The 15,442-nt window shown below is 70.4% G+C and carries 10 protein-coding genes; 4 read left to right on the plus strand and 6 right to left on the minus strand.

Going from position 1 to position 15,442, the window contains the following annotated elements; translation table 11 throughout:
* Positions 1–120: 120 nt before the first annotated feature.
* On the minus strand, positions 121–402 hold the full coding sequence (locus CFN17_RS11425; protein ID WP_208747827.1) for a pyrophosphorylase: 282 nt from the start codon (positions 400–402) through the stop codon (positions 121–123).
* Positions 403–630: 228 nt separating this feature from the next.
* Between CFN17_RS11425 and CFN17_RS11430 the strand changes: the two genes are divergently transcribed.
* The 4 genes from CFN17_RS11430 to CFN17_RS11445 all read left to right on the plus strand — a co-directional run bounded on the left by CFN17_RS11430 (position 631) and on the right by CFN17_RS11445 (position 11,222).
* Positions 631–3,489 carry a hypothetical protein gene (locus tag CFN17_RS11430; RefSeq protein WP_208747828.1) on the plus strand — a complete coding sequence of 953 codons (2,859 nt, stop codon included), beginning with the start codon at positions 631–633 and terminating at the stop codon, positions 3,487–3,489.
* Complete coding sequence (locus CFN17_RS11435; RefSeq protein WP_208747829.1) at positions 3,486–4,829, plus strand: hypothetical protein; 1,344 nt, start codon at positions 3,486–3,488, stop codon at positions 4,827–4,829. Before CFN17_RS11430 ends, CFN17_RS11435 begins: the two co-directional genes overlap by 4 nt.
* 64 nt (positions 4,830–4,893) lie before the next feature.
* Positions 4,894–9,159 (plus strand): FtsK/SpoIIIE domain-containing protein, encoded by a 4,266-nt coding sequence (locus CFN17_RS11440; protein ID WP_208747830.1) that lies wholly within the window; start codon positions 4,894–4,896, stop codon positions 9,157–9,159.
* 80 nt (positions 9,160–9,239) lie between these two features.
* Positions 9,240–11,222 (plus strand): serine/threonine-protein kinase, encoded by a 1,983-nt coding sequence (locus tag CFN17_RS11445; protein ID WP_208747831.1) that lies wholly within the window; start codon positions 9,240–9,242, stop codon positions 11,220–11,222.
* Between the two features lie 4 nt (positions 11,223–11,226).
* Here CFN17_RS11445 and CFN17_RS11450 read toward each other — a convergent pair whose 3' ends face one another.
* From CFN17_RS11450 to CFN17_RS11470, 5 genes are all read right to left on the minus strand, one after another.
* A complete protein-coding gene (locus CFN17_RS11450; RefSeq protein ID WP_208747832.1) occupies positions 11,227–12,009 on the minus strand; it encodes a YqjF family protein in 783 nt (260 codons plus the stop codon).
* 22 nt (positions 12,010–12,031) lie between these two features.
* On the minus strand, positions 12,032–12,418 hold the full coding sequence (locus CFN17_RS11455) for a DUF1622 domain-containing protein (protein ID WP_208747833.1): 387 nt from the start codon (positions 12,416–12,418) through the stop codon (positions 12,032–12,034).
* 41 nt (positions 12,419–12,459) lie between these two features.
* The gene (locus tag CFN17_RS11460) at positions 12,460–13,383 is read right to left on the minus strand and encodes an NAD-dependent epimerase/dehydratase family protein (RefSeq protein WP_208747834.1); all 924 of its coding nucleotides are present in this window, start codon (positions 13,381–13,383) and stop codon (positions 12,460–12,462) included.
* 86 nt (positions 13,384–13,469) lie between these two features.
* A complete protein-coding gene (locus CFN17_RS11465; protein WP_208747835.1) occupies positions 13,470–14,333 on the minus strand; it encodes a nuclease-related domain-containing protein in 864 nt (287 codons plus the stop codon).
* A gap of 115 nt (positions 14,334–14,448) precedes the next feature.
* Positions 14,449–15,354, minus strand: coding sequence for an MSMEG_6728 family protein (locus CFN17_RS11470; RefSeq protein WP_208747836.1), 906 nt, complete (start codon positions 15,352–15,354; stop codon positions 14,449–14,451).
* Between the last annotated feature and the right edge of the window lie 88 nt (positions 15,355–15,442).

A 15,442-nucleotide genomic window follows, 5' to 3' on the forward strand; every position in this document is an offset into this window, starting at 1 on the left:
AGCCAAAGCCCCCCAATGAACAAGAACTGGAATAGGAAGAACAACAAGCGGAACGGCCAGGCAGCCGGCCGCTCACCCAAGCGGCGCGGCTACCCGGCCCTCACATCACCGAATATGGGCTCAGGCGCCGCCGCCGGCTGCGAAAATGTCCTGCGAGATCTTCTGCAGCTGCCCGCGCAGCTGCTCCAGCTCTTCCTTGGCCTTGTCCAGGGCAGCCTTCGTTTCCGGCCACGTCGAACCACGGAATTCCGCCGCCAAGGGACCGTCCCAGACGTTCGGATCCGACAAGACGCGTCCCTGCGCGTCCAGCGCGGAGATCTGATCGGTGAAGCCGCCGTTGATGATCGACTGCACCTGCCCAATCGCAGCTTTCGCCTGCTCCGTAGACAACACACGTGACATAGAAATTCCTCCCAAGTGACAACCGCTTCTCCGCCGGACCCGTAATCGTCGGCGATTGGACGCTGCCGAGGCTACCAATACCCGTCAATAAATCCAACAAAAGGAAAAACAGTGGGCTGATCATCTCGCTGCGGTGTGGAAACCTATCCAGCACAAACCACAATTAGTCCATTCGTGAGATCAACCCCGTATCATGCTGAAGGCACCATGAACGAAGAGGGGACGATCATGCCGAGACGCACTAACACGCACCAGCACAACCCGAGGGGCCGCACCGCTCCAGGGCGGGCGCTGGGCGCTGTCCTTGCCGTTCTGGGGCTGATCGCGACGACGTCGTGCACCGGCGCCCCCGTGGCGGAGCCGGTGTCCAACCCCGTCAAGCTGCTGCAGAGCGTGCGGGTCGGACTCTCCCCGTCCGCCGGCGTGGAGACGATCGACGGCACCACCATTTCCGTGTCTGCGGCCGGCGGCTCGTCCGCGGAGGACACGAAGTACGACGCCGCCCAAGTAGTGGGCGAACTGCCGGTCCGGGTGAGCCTGCAGTACCGGGCCGGGGACAGGTCCGGCTCCGACCTCACCGAGCTTCGCGGCCATACCGGGCCGGTGGAGATCGACCTGACCTTGGAGAACCTCACGGTCAAGCCGCGGGTCATCGAATACGATGCCGCGGGTCAGGCCCGTTCCGACACCGCACTGGTCGGTGCCCCGCTGACGATTGCCGCCTCGACGACGCTCCCCGGCGTGCGGGCCGGCGACGTCGCCGCGGGCGCCGCGGACGGCGGGACAGGCACCAATGGTGTGCTGAGCAGCACCGAGGACGGCTCCACGGTGGTGCAATGGGCCACCGTGCTGGCACCGCCGCGTTCCGGTGCGAGTACTACACTGCGCCTCGTCGCGGACGTCCGGGACTTCCAGGTCCCCACCTTTGACGTGGCGGTCCAGCCCGGACTCAACACCGACCTCAGCGCCGACGGCGTGCTCGCCGGCGCGTTCTCCTCCGGCTCAGGTTCCGAGATGGAGCTGCAACGCCGCACCATCTCGCTGGTCTCGGACGTCAACACTGTGCTGGCGAAGGCCGGATCCACCATCACCGATGTGCGGCGGAACCTGCAGGAGACCTCCCAGACCCTCGGCGCGAAGACCGCGGGCGAGCTGCGCGATAACTCCACGGCGCTCGCCGCGACCATGGTGGACCTGAAGGGGCAGCTGAAGACTCTCGGCACTGACCTGGAGACCGCCACGAAAACCACGCAGTCCACGACGGCGGCCCAGCTGAAACAGACCGTCTCCGCCGTGGACGCGATGCTGGGCGACACCTCAGCCGTGCCCGCGACGGCTGCGATCGACGGCGAGGGCTGCACCGCCGACGTGCCCAAATCCGGCAGGGCGGCCACCGTCTACTCCAGCGTCCTGACCATGGCGTCCCAGCTCGACGCCTACGCAAAGGTCAGTGCCGGCTGCCGGGACACCGTGGCGGGCGCCATAAAGACCACCATGGGCCCCGACGCCCCCACTGCGGAGCTGTGCGCCGAGCAGGGCTCGATGACCTGCTCTCTCTACGGCTCCGCCGTGACCGTGACCGGGGCCCTGCTGGGCCTGGTAAAGAAGGGTGACGAGCTCGTGGCGGGCCTGCAGCCGCAGGTGGTCGAGGGCGCCATCAAGGATCAGGAGGCCGCCGCCGCAACACTGCGGCAGGTGCGCGCCGACTTCGCTGGAATCCTCGACGGCGCCAAGACCCCCGAGGACTACGAGACGGCCCTCGCAAACGTGACCGACGCGATCAAGTCCGCCCGGGCCTCGGTCGGCGCGACCCGTGACGCCGCCGCGACGGCCCGCGACAGAATCGACGGCCTGCGCCAGAAGCTGATCGGCATCGGAAAGACCGCGCAGGGTGCCAGGAGCGAAGTGGGTGACAGCTCGCTGCTGAACGGCTCGATGACGCAGCAGACCCGGCGGCTCGCCGACGAGCTGTGCAAGATGGCCGACGGCGCCCTCCCGCGCGAGGGCCGGCTGTCCGCCGAGCAGGCGGAGCGGCTGCGCTCCTACTTGACGTCCGCCCCGTGCGAGCCCGCGGACGGGAGCAACGACCCGGCGCAGGAACTGCGCCCGCCGTTGGGCTTCAAGGATCCGCTGGACGCACGGCTGGAGGGCCAGGCCGCCGCCTGGGACGCGGTCCTCGCGGCCACCGACACCACCGCCCCGGACCAGGCAATCGGCCAGTCGTTCACTAACCTGACGGCGACCATCGATGCCATCGACGCGAAACTGGAGGCCATTAGCGAGGCCACGAAGGCACTCGACAGCGCCGCCACGGGCAACGTCACCAGCACCAGGCACGGGCTCGAGGCCCTGAACGACGCACTCGGCGACGCGATTGACTCATCCTCCCGGGTCGGCACGACGCTCGCTACGCTGAAGGAACAGCAGGACGGGCTCGGCGAGAAGATCAGGCAGTCCCTCCGCGACGCCTCGGCCGAGACCGCCGCCGAAGTCTACAAAACCGTGGATGAGCAAGTGCGGCAGGTATCCGAGATCGGAGACGCGGGCTCCGAGGCCGTGATTACGGCCTTCAACCGGTCCATCTCGGGGTTGAAGTCCACGTCGGACGAGGTGGTGAACGACGCCGAGGGGACGGTGAACAAGCAGCGGGACGAACTGTTCCGGCAGAGCGACGCCCTCGCCGGTTCCCTGGCCAAGGGCACACAGTCCTCGCTCGCGAACATCGCCTCCAGCACCTCCGGCTCGACCCGTGACGTCGAGGGCGCCAGCGCACTCCTGGCCTCAAGCCTCAACAAGGTCATGCTCGACCTCGGCGACCGCTCGGTGAACGGATCCGGCCTCCTCGGTTCCATGGCCGCCAGCGCCGCCAAAGCCGACACCGCTGACTACCAGCTGGCACTGGCATCCCAGAACGCCGAAGGATACGCCAACATCCGCTCCCGGGACGTGGCCGGGCTGCTGCTGCGCCAGGCACAATTCAAGGCCTCACTCACCGCGGTCGATGAACTGCCACCGTTCCACCTCGAGGTGCCGCAGGGCGCCAAGTCGCAGACCCTGTACACGCTGAAGATCGGCGGCGCCGCATGAGCCCCCGCAGCCGGCTGATGACCCTGATCGCCGCGGGGGCCGTTGTCCTGGTCGTGGCGGCGATCGCCCTGACAGCGACACTGAACCGCCCCAAGGAGGCACCCCGGCCCGATCCGGTGGCCGCAACGGTTCCGGTCGCGCTGAAGGCCGAGGGTCTGCCGAAGGACTTCTCCCTCGGCGTCGTCCTCACACTGGGCCAGTCCGGCGAGCCCGGTTCCGAGTACAACCGGGCGGCACAGGGCGCGATCGTCGCCGCAAAGCGCTTCGCCCTGGGCGGTGCCGCCGTCGCCCTCACCGCCCAAAACGACCACGGCACCGAGGACGGCGCGCGCGGCGCCGTCCTCGCGCTCGCCGAGCAGGGAGTCTCGGGTGTGATCGTGGCGACCACGGGCCCCCAGGCCCGGGCCGCGGCAAAGACCGCCGGAGAGCTGGGCCTGCCGGCAATCCTGCCCTACGCGCAAGCACCGGACCCCGCACCGTCCACCTGGACTACGGGGCCCTCACCCGCATCCGTCGAGGCTGCTCTTCGCACCGCCCTGAAGGGCAAGAGCAGGGTGCTGCTCGTCGGTGACGGCGGCGAGGTCCCAACCTCGGTCGGGATCTCGCAGACCCTGAACCTCGACACTTTCGGCCAGGTGACGGATCTGGCCCAGGAGGCCGCCATCCGGACAGGCGACCAGCTGCGGCCGCCGGCGGGGGATGCCCCCGCCGGCGCCGCATCCGCGAGGGTCGCCGAGCCCGCGGATGCAGTGGTCGTCTCGGCCGCCACCCCGCAGCGGCTGGCCCGGCTGGTGCAGGCCCTGCAGTCCCGCGACGTGTCTGTCCCCGTGGTCCTTGCGGACGGCGCCACCGCACCGGCGTTCGCTTCCACGCTCGCCGAACTCGACGGCGCCGCCTCCGGGCAGCTGGTCAGCGTTGCCCCGGCCGCAGACGATGCCACGGCGCTCCAGCAGGATGCCCGGGGGCGCGGCATGTCCGCGTTCCTTTCCGCCGTGCGACTGGCGTCCGCCGACCCGGAGCTCAAGAACCTGACGGGCGACGCCCCGTTCGCCGCGGACGCATGGGCGGCGGACTCCAGCAGCCATGACGCCGTCGTCGCCCTGGTGCGGGCGGCCGCATTGGCCGGAAGCGGAGACCCGGCCAAAGTCGGTGCGGCGCTGCGCACCGCGTCCCTCGGCCCCGGGGAGGGCATCGCGGGCCCGGCGCTGGACTTCTCGCGTTCCGCGGCGCTGACCGCGGACGCCATCCCGGTTTACGCGTCCGCTCAGGACCTGGGCCTGCGGCCTCCGGATGAGAACGCCCCGCGGCTCGTCTGGGTGCCGGCGCCGGCAAACCCCTGACCATGCTGCCCCCGGCGCCTACCGCGCCGGCGGGTCACGAATCCACGACGGAAGGAGCGCCCCGGTGCGTGTGCTGATCGACCTGGACGAGCGTGCTTTTGAGTGCGAGGTGGCTCAGGCCGCGCCGGCCACCACACTGTCAGATGTCGTGGAGGCCGCCGGCGGCCCGCGCCTGACACCCGACGAGGCGGTGTTCGTGGACGAGGCCGAGGTGCGTGGTTCCACTCCCGTCTCGGAGCTGATCCTCCTGGAGGGAACCCGCATCGCGCGGGCGCCGTGGCAGATTCCGCAACGCGTGCGGGGCTGGAGCGTCACGCTCGCCGGCGGTGAGCGCACCGGCGGCGTGATTGAAGTTCCGCACGGACGGGAGATGCTCATCGGCCGGTCCCCCCACGCCGATCTGAGCCTTCCCACCGAGAGCGCGTCCTGGGACCACTGCCGCCTGCGCCGGGAAGAGGACGGACTACGGGTGCTGGACAGCGGGTCCACGAACGGCACCCTCGTCAATGGCGAGCCGGTCGGGGAGGACGGCGTCCTGGTCACCGAAACCGCCACGGTCACGGCGGGCGGCACGGTGCTTCTCCTGCGCCGGTCCCTGGACGAGACTCCGGCCCCGGTGCCCGGCAGCCTGCACAACCTCACACCGGCGGCGACCGCGCCCTTCAACCGGCCCCCGCGGCCCGGGCAGGCTCCGGCCGGCGACCCGCTGGTCCCGCCCGGACGCAAGGACGTGCCGCCCGCCAGCAAGTTCAGCTACATCACGGTGCTGGCGCCCCTGGTGATGGCGGCCGCGATGGTGCTGATTCTGCGGGATCTGCGCTTCGCGATGTTCGCCATGCTCAGCCCGGTGATGGCCGTAGGCATGTGGTTTGAACAGAAACGCCGTCATGCCCGGGGCCTGAAGGAGGAGGACACACGCTTCGACGGGGCGCTCGAGGAGTTCGAGCAGCAGGTCCGCGCCGCCGCCGCAGCAGAAACCGCGCGGCGTCATCGGATGATCCCCGACCCCGCCACCGTTGTCCGGCGCCCCGCACTCCCGGCCACGTCCTTGTGGCAGCGGCGCGGGGACGCCGACGACTTCCTGGCCCTGCACGCCGGGACAGGTGACGTGCCCTGGAAGCCCGACGTCGACCGTACGGCCGGGGCGCGGCTGGACGGCAAGGTGAAAGACTCCCTCGCGGCGGCGCGCCTGCAGGCCGCGCCCGTGCTGGTGGACCTGACCGACGCCGGCGTGGTGGGTCTCGTGGGACCGCGGGAGGGGGCGCTGGCGCTCGCACGGTCCCTCCTGGCCCAGGCCGCAGTGCACGTGGGACCGGCAGACCTGACCGTCGGCGTCTTCTGCGACGCCGGGCGCGCTGACGAGTGGGAGTGGGCCTCATGGCTGCCGCACACGCGCCAGGCCGGCAGCAGCACCGGCGAGCGGTGGATGTCCGCGCACCGCGAAACCAGCATCGCCATGCTGCGCACGCTCAAAGACACCGCCCAGGAACTGCCCACACCGGCGCTGCTGGTAGTCCTGGACTCGGAGGTGCTCACGGAAGGCAGGGACGCCCCGGCGCGGGCCCTGCTCGGCCTGGGCCGCACCGCGCCCGGAAGCCCGGTGAACCAGCAACAGCGCCGGGTCGCGGGTATCGTCATCGCAACGTCCGAGGAACAGCTGCCGGCCTCCTGCACCTCGATCATCACGGTGGACTCGGACGCCGCGGCCACCGTGTACCAGCCGGAGGACCTGACCCGCGTGGAGGACGTCATCCTGGCGGGCCTGGACCGGGAGGAGGCCCTGCGCTGCGCGATGCGCGTGGCGCACTTCGACGATCCGGAGCTGAGCGTGCCCGGCGCTTCACTGCCCTCGCTGGTGCGGCTGCCCGGGCTCCTCGGCTATGACCGCCCCGACGCCGCCACGATTCGTCGCCTGTGGCAGGCTCCCACCGGGGTCTCCACGCCGGTCGGCACGGGGGAGAACGGCGCCCTGACCCTGGACCTGGTCAAGGACGGCCCGCACGGCCTGGTCGGCGGCACCACCGGCTCCGGCAAGTCCGAGTTCCTCCGCTCGCTCGTGGCCGGCCTCGCGGCCCGCAACGATCCGACCCGGCTGAATTTCATCCTCGTCGACTTCAAAGGCGGGGCCGCCTTCAAGGCCTGCGAACGGCTTCCGCACACCATCGGTACCATCTCCAATCTGGATGAGCAGCTCGCCGATCGCGCCCTCCGGGCCCTGGAAGCGGAGATGGAGCGCCGCCAGAGGGTCTTCGCGGAAGCCGGCGAGGGGATCGATAACCTGAACGCCTACCTGGCCACGAACCCGGCCGAGCCCATGCCCCGGCTGCTGTTGGTGATCGACGAATTCGCCATGCTGGCCAAGGACTTCCCGGATGTGCTCAAGGCGCTCGTCAGCGTGGGCGCGGTGGGCCGCACCCTGGGCGTGCACATGATCCTGGCCACGCAGCGCCCGGCCGGCGTCGTCAGCGACGACATCCTGGCAAACACAAACCTCCGGGTGGCCCTGCGCGTGCAGAGCCGCGACGACTCCAATAACGTCATCGGGGTCCCTGCCGCCTCGGCAATCGGCCGGGACCAGATGGGCCGCGCATTCGTCAAACTCGGCCAGGACGACATCACACCCGTGCAGACAGCCCTCGTGACCGGGCGGGCGCAGCCCGGCGTCGGGCCCGCTGTTGACGTGCGCGAGGTACGCCAGTTCGGCGTCCCCGTCCCCGCGGCGGCCCCGCCGCGGTCCGCGGCAGTGGACGAAAACGACCTTGACCTCCTCATCGACGCGGTCCTCGAAGCGAACGCGGAGGCCGGGTACGCCCCGCCGCGGCAGGTCTGGCCCGAGGCCCTGGGCGAGCGGGTGGAGCTGGAGGGTTTCCTGCCGCACCCGGACGCGGGCCTGCCTTCGGTGGGCGCGGTCCGGAACTCGTCTGTCCAGGTGGCCATCGTGGACGAGCCGGAGCTGCAGCGGCAGTCCGCGGCAGGATGGGACATGTCCGCCGGGAACCTGATGCTCATGGGCGTGGCCGGCTCCGGCACGAGCACCACGCTGGCCTCGATCGCGCTGACCCTCGCGAAGGACGCCGATCCGGCCGGGCTGGACCTGATGATCCTCGACATGGGTTCCCGCGACCTTGAGCCGCTCGAGCGGCTGCCGCACACCGTGGCGTATGTGGGCACCGGTCCCGGCGCCAAGGAGCAGCAGGCCCGCTTCCTGCGGCACCTGAACACCGAGCTGGAGCGCCGCCGTGCGGAGCCTGGCAGGCACCGCCGTACCGTGGTCCTGCTGGACGGACTGGCCTCGCTGCGGGACGAGTTCCAGGATTTCGAAGGGCAGCAGCTGCTCGCGCTGCTTTACCGGGCGTACGCGGACGGCCCGGCGCTGGGACTGTCCTTCGCGGTTTCCACCACCCGTGCCAAGGCGGTGCCCTCGGCCATGAACGAGGTGACGCTGCAGAAGTGGCTGTTCCGGCTGGCCGACGCCTACGACTACTCCTCGCTCGGCGTCCGGGGCAAGGAGATCCCTGCCGCGCTGCCCGGGCGCTGCGTGGATCCCCGCACCGCGCTCCAGATGCACGTGGCCACCCCCGGCATCGGGGTGGAGGCTGCCGTGGATCGCGTCCGGCACAGCTGGGCGGATGCCGCCGCGAAGGCCCCGGCGATCAGGCGCCTGCCCTCCGCTGTCACGATCCCGGAGCTGGGCGTGGAACCCCGGCTGGCGGACGAGCCCTGGCTCATCCCGGTGGGAATGCGGGAAGCGGACCTCGCCCCGGCCTTCCTGGAGGTCTACGAGGGCGAGCACGTGCTCGTCGCCGGGCCCGCCCGGTCCGGTAAGTCCACGCTCCTGTTGGCCTTGGCCGCCGCCCTGCGCGGCGCAGCCACCTCCCGGGGACCGGCGCAGGTGTGGGGCATCTGCGATCGCCGTTCGCCCCTGGCAGCCGCCGGCCTGGACCGCGCGGCCGTCGGCGCGGACGAAGTGCCGGCCCTGCTGGCCTCATTGCGGCTTGAGCGGGGCCCGGTGTTCCTGTTGATCGACGACGCCGAACGCTTCGACGACGCCGATCAGTCCATCGCGGGGGCCGTGACGTCCGGGCAGCCGGGGCTGTGCGTCATCGCTGCCGGACGGGCCGCGGACCTCCGCGGGCTCTACAGCCACTGGACCAGGACGCTGCGCAAGTCCCGCCTGGGCGTGCTGCTGCAGCCGGATGTGGATTACGACGGCGAGTTGCTGGGCGCCGCACTGCCGCGCAGGGCGCCCGTGGCGCTGACTGCCGGGCGTGGATATCTCGGCGTCGGCGGCCAGGCGGCGCTGATCCAGTCGATCAGCACCGGGGGCTGAGCGCGGCGGCGAACGCCGGCTCGGAACCTGCCCGGAAGAGGGCCTCTGTGAACAAGATCGAGAACGTTGGAGGGTACGGCATGCAATTCGCACAGACGGGCCAGGCGCTGGGAGCGTCCTACCGCTTCGGCGAACGGGTGGGCTCCGGCGCCGTCGGTGAGGTCTGGACAGTCACCTCGGCCGACGGCCGGACGTTCGCTGCCAAGGTCCTGCGCCCGGAGCACGCTGACGATCCCTCGCTCGTCGAGCGGTTCGTCCGCGAGCGTTCCGTACTGCTGGGGCTGCAGGACTCCCACATCGTCACCGTGCGGGACATGGTGGTGGAGGGCCCGCGGCTGGCCATCGTCATGGACTACGTCGCGGGAGGCTCGCTGCGTGAGGTGGTGGAGCAAGCCGGCCCGCTGCGTCCCGCGGATGCCCTCAATGTCGCCGCCGAAGTGTTCGACGCACTGGCGTTCGCTCACTCACGGGGTGTGACGCATCGCGACATCAAGCCGGACAACGTGCTCCTGGTCCGCCCGTGGTCCGAGTCCGGTGCGGGCGACGTGCGGGTCTCCGACTTCGGCATCGCCGACGTCGTAGGCGAGCGGATCCGCCAGACGACCGGTCTCATCGGCACACCGCAGTACATGCCTCCGGAGCTCATCAGCCAAGGCCGGTCCGGCCCGGCGGGCGATGTGTACTCAACGGGCGTCCTGCTCTATGAGCTTCTTGCCGGGCGCACTCCCTTCGCGGGGCCGGGCCCGGACTTCAGCGTCGCCTACCGCCATGTTTCCTCGCGCCCGCCACGGATTCCCGTGGACGACGCCTTGTGGGACATCCTGGACGGACTCCTGTCCAAGGACCCCGCCCGGCGCCCCACGGCGCATGAGGCCGCGGCCTCGCTCCGGCGTCTCGCGCCGCGGCTTGCCGGCAGCGCCGCGATGGGGCGCGCCGTGGCCCCGGAGGACTTCGACGCCGTCGAACGGCCGGCCACCGTGGTCCGGGGCGCCTTCACGGATGAGGAACTCACCGCCTTCGCGTCCGCGTCGCCGGTTGACCACGCCGCCGAGGCGCCCGAGCTCGGGGAGGCCGGCAGCGCAACCATCGCCCGCCCGATCCCGCGCCGCGAGGTGCGGCCCCGGCCGCAGGCCCGGCCCGAGCAGAGGGATGCCGGCCCGTTCTGGCGCACCCGGAAAGCGCTGCTCCTGGCCGGCGCCGCGGCCCTCCTCCTCGTCGCGATGGTCGCCGGATTCGTCGTCCTCTCCCCGGCGGGGCAGGACAGAGCGGCCGCGCCGGGCGGCGATCCGGTGTCCAGGCAGCTGCAGGACCCGGCCCTTCCCACCGGCCTGACGATCTCGCGGGAGGCCTCCTTCGAGCCGTCCTCCGGCCAGGTCCGGCTGAAGGTGGGGTACGCGGCGCAAAAGGCGCCGCTGTCCGGCGACTTCCTTGAGGTGCTCCCGGACCTGGCCGGCGGGGACGCCTGCCCGACGGTCACCTGGGACGGGGCCTCGGTGAGCCGGAATCAGGCCTCGATCACCGGCCTGGATGTCCAGTGCGGCTGGAAGATCTCAGGGCTGGAAGTCCCGGCAGGAGGGTCGGTACAGGTGACCGCGACGGTGCCGGCGTCGTCAGCTGACCCGCAGGTGCTCGACGCGTGGCTGCGCGCCGTGTCGGAGGGGACCAACGCCGCGACGCAGGACCCCACCGTCAAGGGGACCGCCTATCCCGTGCAGCGGCTCAAGGGCGTGGAGGTGCTCACTCCGGCGCGCGTCGTGACGCCCAGCCCGCTGAAGATCACCCTGGTTCCGGTGTGGGCCGGCGGCGCCGACGAGCTGAACCCGATGTACGTCAGTCCGGCGTCGGGCAAGCCCTCGCAGATGCTGGCCGCGGTCGGCGGCGGGGAGAAGGGGGTACGGTTCTCCGACGGTTGCGGCGGGGCGCTGGCGGTGGACAGTTCGGGGCTCACCGTGACCGCCCTGCAGATCACGCCGCAGTGCACCGTCCGGGCCAGCGTCGGGAACTTCACCGAGCTGCAGTCCCCGCCCTTCGGGATCACCTCGCGGGAGAACGCGCAGGGCTGAGGGCCTACGCCTGGGCGCCGGCCGGAGGCAGGCCGCCTGCCGGCCGTGCGAGGGCCCGCGGCCGGCCGAACCGGGTGTGGACGCCCGGCGAGTAGAGCACCGATGCGGGCGGTCCGGCCACGTCGATCCCGGCGGCGCGCACCAGCTGGTCCTCGAGCACTGTGACTTCCGCCTGGTACAGCGGCCAGGCGCTGTGTGTGTTCGGAACGTAGAGGGTGCGGCCCCTGAACCGATAATGCAGACCAAACCGCGCCGTGAGGTGAACGGACAGGGGATCGGTCGCTTCGGCGTCGAGCTTGGGGACAACGGTGAAATCGCTCCCGGCGCCGCCCCGGAAGCGGCGGACGGCGTACCCGGAGCTCCGGTGCACGTGGCCCGCAGGATCCCAGGCGAGGCCATTCAGGAAGCCAGTGCGCGACCACACGTACGGGATCCCGGCAGCCCGCGCGGTGAGCACCACAGCCAACCGCGACGCGTCCAGGCTGAGGAAGACCACGCCCCGGGTCCCGTCCGGTTCCCGGGAGTAGAGGCGCACGTTGATCTCGGTGAAGGTCCCGAAGTAGGGGACGCCGGGTCCCTGCCCCAGGCCCGCGCTGCGCATCCGGAATCCGACCAGACCCACCCACGCGGATCCGTCAAAAGTGTCCGGGGCAACGCCGGGAGGCATGTACCGCGCCGCCACCGGCTCAGGGATGCGCCAGTGCAGGAAGACGGCGTCGCTCCAGCGCTGGTCCATGATGACCGGGCGGGGGAGGTCAGGGGCCGCGGGCCAGGGATCCGGGCGCATTCGACGTCACCGGGAAGCCGGGTCAGCCGGCCGTCGAGGCGGCAGCGGGATCGCGCTGGGTCTGCCACGGCCAGCGTCCGGTGATTTCCAGCTCGAGCGAGAAGCTCAGGAACGTCCGGATGAGCACGATGATGCCCAGCACCCCGACACTTTCAAAGGTCGGCGTGATGGCGACGGACCGGATGATGTCGGCCGCGACCAGCAATTCAAGCCCGAGCAAGATGGAACGGCCCAGCAGCTGCCGGTACGCACGGTAGAAGGACAGCGGCTCGGACCCCGGTGGCAGGCGGCTCGGCTGGTATCCGCGGAACGCCAACGGGACGGACACGACGGCGCCGAGCACCATGACGGCCACGCCGGCGAAGTCCACGAAACCGCCGACCGTCTCAATGATGTGCTGAAGTTCCATGGTTCCCCTCGCAGAAGTGAGCAGTGAAATTCCAGGCAGGCCTAGGGATGCCGGACCCCGTCACCGGCAAGGATAGCGCGGTAGCCTTCACGGAAACTTGGATACTGGAAATCGAGGCCGGTGCTGCGGAGCAGCGCGTTGCTGCACCGCTTGTTGCCGCCCCGCGACGGTTCGCCGCTTGACCGTTCGCCGCCCGGCGGTTTGGAGCCCGACGCCGGCCCGCCGCCCGTGCTGATGTCCGCCTCCGTCGGCGGCTGGGGGAGTCCCAGCTCGGCTGCCAGGAAACGCAGGACCTCGCCCAGCTCGGCCGGTTCGTTGTCCACGCCCAGGTAGACGGGGCCGGGCACGGTGTCCATGGTGCACAGCCGGACGATGGCCGCCGCGGCGTCGTCCCGGTGGATGCGGTTGGTGAAACGCGATCCGGCCGGAATCTCGGCGGTCCCGCTCCGCACCATGTCGATCAGCCGCGTCCGGCCGGGACCGTAGATCCCGCCCAGCCGCAACACCACGGGCGTGATGCCGGTGCCGTCGAGACGGCTGTAGAGGAGGTCCTCCGCTTCGCGGATGATGCGGCCGGAGAACCCGCCGGGGGCCGGCGTCGTGCGTTCATCGATCCAGTCCCCGCCGGCGTCGCCGTAAACCGCGGTGGAGGACACAAACAGGACCCGGCGGACGCCCGTCCCGGAGGCCAGGACCGCGTCCAGCACGTGTGCGAGTGAGTCCACGTAGGCGGCGCGGTAGGCCGCCTCCGTGGGGGAGTCCGCGGCGATCGCGACCACGACGGCGGCGGTGTCCGCCGGGAGGGGCGGCAGGTTGCCCGAGCTCAGGTCCGCGGCGACGCCGTCAATGGCGGCCGGCAGTTTTTCCGGCGAACGGCGCCAGCCCACCACTCTGTGGCCGGCCGCCGCGAAACGCAGCCCCGCCTCGGTGCCCAGATCGCCGCAACCGGCCAGCAGTACAGTCATAAGGCCAGTCTGCCAGCAAACGCCCGGTCGCGGCGGTCAGCGCTCGCTGGTGGCCGAAGCCGTCAGTTCAGGTGCTGTTTGTCGGGCTAACGCGAGGGCGCCGATTGGCTCGCGGCAGGCGCCGGGTGCGGGGCCGTTGGTGCCGCCGGACGGGCGTGGAAGGCGAAGCTCAGGAACATGGATACACCGACGATCAGAAACACCACCTTGACCAGCAGTCCCAAGCAGCCCGTCCGCGCGGACCGTCCGCGAAGTTTATGCGTGTCGTTTGTCTTGGCCGGTGGGGCTGTACGCGTCCGCCAGTGCCGCAAAGACCCCGCAGGGGCGTCGTCCCGGCCAAATTGCGCCGTGGTCAGAAGCTGAGGACTTGTTGTCCCGCCGAGAAGTCCCTGAAGATAGCCGTGGACGGTGCGCACGATGTCCGGGGGGAGAACGGGCGGCAACGCGGCCACGGCATCACGGAGGCTACCCAGACCCTCAATCCGGATCCCGCTCCTTGTAGTGCCGCGAAGTTCCGGCTGTCCGACGAGGCAGATCCAACCTTGGACCAAGCGGCGGTGATCCGGTTGCAGAACTGCCGCCAAGGCAGCGCTCTGTTGAAGGATCCCCGAGACTTCCTGTTCCCTTGAATAGCCGTTTTGACGGAGGACTCCGTCCCGCACGCGGACGTCACCGCTCCAGTTCTTGGCATCTACAATCACGATGCCACCGGGCCCGACCATGATGTGGTCGATGTTGGCCTTCGGCCTACCCGGCCAGTGGACGTCATGAAGCATGAGCCAGCCGAGGGGTTCCAGCTCAGCCAGCGCCTCAGCGACGCGGGCTTCGCCAGCCGCACCTGCCGACCAAGCTTGCGCACGGCGTTCTGCTTGCTCCAGCTGCTGGCGCAGGCGTTCTACGCGTTCAGCGGCCAGCCTCGATTGTTCGGCAGCCCTGTCTCCTGCAGCCATTTCGTCCCCCCGACATGCGATGGCCTGCGCGGCTGCCCCGGACGGGTGCCGTCGTGTGGACGACACCATAATCCAGGCACCGGGAAAATCCCAGTCAAATGCGGTCCCGCCCGGGCTACCTCGCCGGAATCGGGAAGAAGGCGCGCGGGTCCTGCAGCAGTGCGGGGTAGTCGAAAGCCGCGCGGTCCACGATCTCGTCGATCTCGAAGTTGCGCGCGAACTGCCCGTCCACGGTGATCGGACGGCCCAGGACCTTGCCGATTGCGAAGGAGCTGCCGCCGTTGAGCGGGATGGCGACCACGGACTTGCCCGGCAGCGTGGCGAACGCCTCTTCCTGCTGCCGGCGCTTGCGGGTGGGCTTCTTGGGCAGCTGCTTCGGGGGCAGCTTGCGGACCGTGGGCCGGCGGGAGCCCGACTCGGCGTAGACGAACTGGTAGTCGTCCTCGCCCGGCGCCGAGGCGCCGCCTTTGGCGCGCCCGGCCGGCGGCAGGCTGACGGTGCTCAGCTGCTCGGCCTCCGTGTCGCCAAGGGGCAGGCGCAGGACCCACATGCGGTCCCCGGCCGGATCCTCCGGCAGGAGTTCGTGCTTGGGCTCGGGCCAGACGTACTCCAGGTCCGGGGCCGTGTCCGGGAAAACAGCGGCGTAGAACTTGGGATCCTTGGCAACCAGCCGGGACTGGTGGCTGAGGTGGAAGTCCGGCTCGCCCAGCCACGGGGGCATCGGAATCTTGCCGGCGTAGCCGGGGTGGGCCGCCTGCGGGGCGAACTCCATGATCTTCTCGCGGGTGGTGTCCTCGCCGCCCCGGGCCGTCCATTCATCCACCATGGCCAGGCCGTACTTCGTCAGTGCGGGAACGTAGCCCATCCACATCCGGACGGCCGGGTGCGACTGCCAGCCGTACTCCGGGATCACCAGCGCGCGCAGGATCTGCAGCGCCTCAACACGCTGCTTGCCGAGCCGCGCACGGTCCAAAACCGCGGCGCTCTGCTGGAAATCGGGGAAGGGGAGGAAAGTATGCATCATTCCAGTTTGAGGCCACAAGCCAAATGCGCCAATTGCGGCCGGCCCGGAGGTGGGCATGTTCACATTCCGAGATTCGCGAGACATC

Origin of the sequence: Arthrobacter sp. PM3 (genome assembly GCF_003352915.1) — a bacterium.
GTDB lineage: Bacteria > Actinomycetota > Actinomycetes > Actinomycetales > Micrococcaceae > Arthrobacter.

Bases quoted from the DNA above. Each gene is read 5' to 3' on its own strand.
- CFN17_RS11425 (WP_208747827.1), bottom strand. From the start codon at position 402: ATGTCACGTGTGTTGTCTACGGAGCAGGCGAAAGCTGCGATTGGGCAG.
- CFN17_RS11430 (WP_208747828.1), top strand. From the start codon at position 631: ATGCCGAGACGCACTAACACGCACCAGCACAACCCGAGGGGCCGCACC.
- CFN17_RS11435 (WP_208747829.1), top strand. From the start codon at position 3,486: ATGAGCCCCCGCAGCCGGCTGATGACCCTGATCGCCGCGGGGGCCGTT.
- CFN17_RS11445 (WP_208747831.1), top strand. From the start codon at position 9,240: ATGCAATTCGCACAGACGGGCCAGGCGCTGGGAGCGTCCTACCGCTTC.
- CFN17_RS11450 (WP_208747832.1), bottom strand. From the start codon at position 12,009: ATGCGCCCGGATCCCTGGCCCGCGGCCCCTGACCTCCCCCGCCCGGTC.
- CFN17_RS11455 (WP_208747833.1), bottom strand. From the start codon at position 12,418: ATGGAACTTCAGCACATCATTGAGACGGTCGGCGGTTTCGTGGACTTC.
- CFN17_RS11460 (WP_208747834.1), bottom strand. From the start codon at position 13,383: ATGACTGTACTGCTGGCCGGTTGCGGCGATCTGGGCACCGAGGCGGGG.
- CFN17_RS11465 (WP_208747835.1), bottom strand. From the start codon at position 14,333: ATGGCTGCAGGAGACAGGGCTGCCGAACAATCGAGGCTGGCCGCTGAA.
- CFN17_RS11470 (WP_208747836.1), bottom strand. From the start codon at position 15,354: ATGCATACTTTCCTCCCCTTCCCCGATTTCCAGCAGAGCGCCGCGGTT.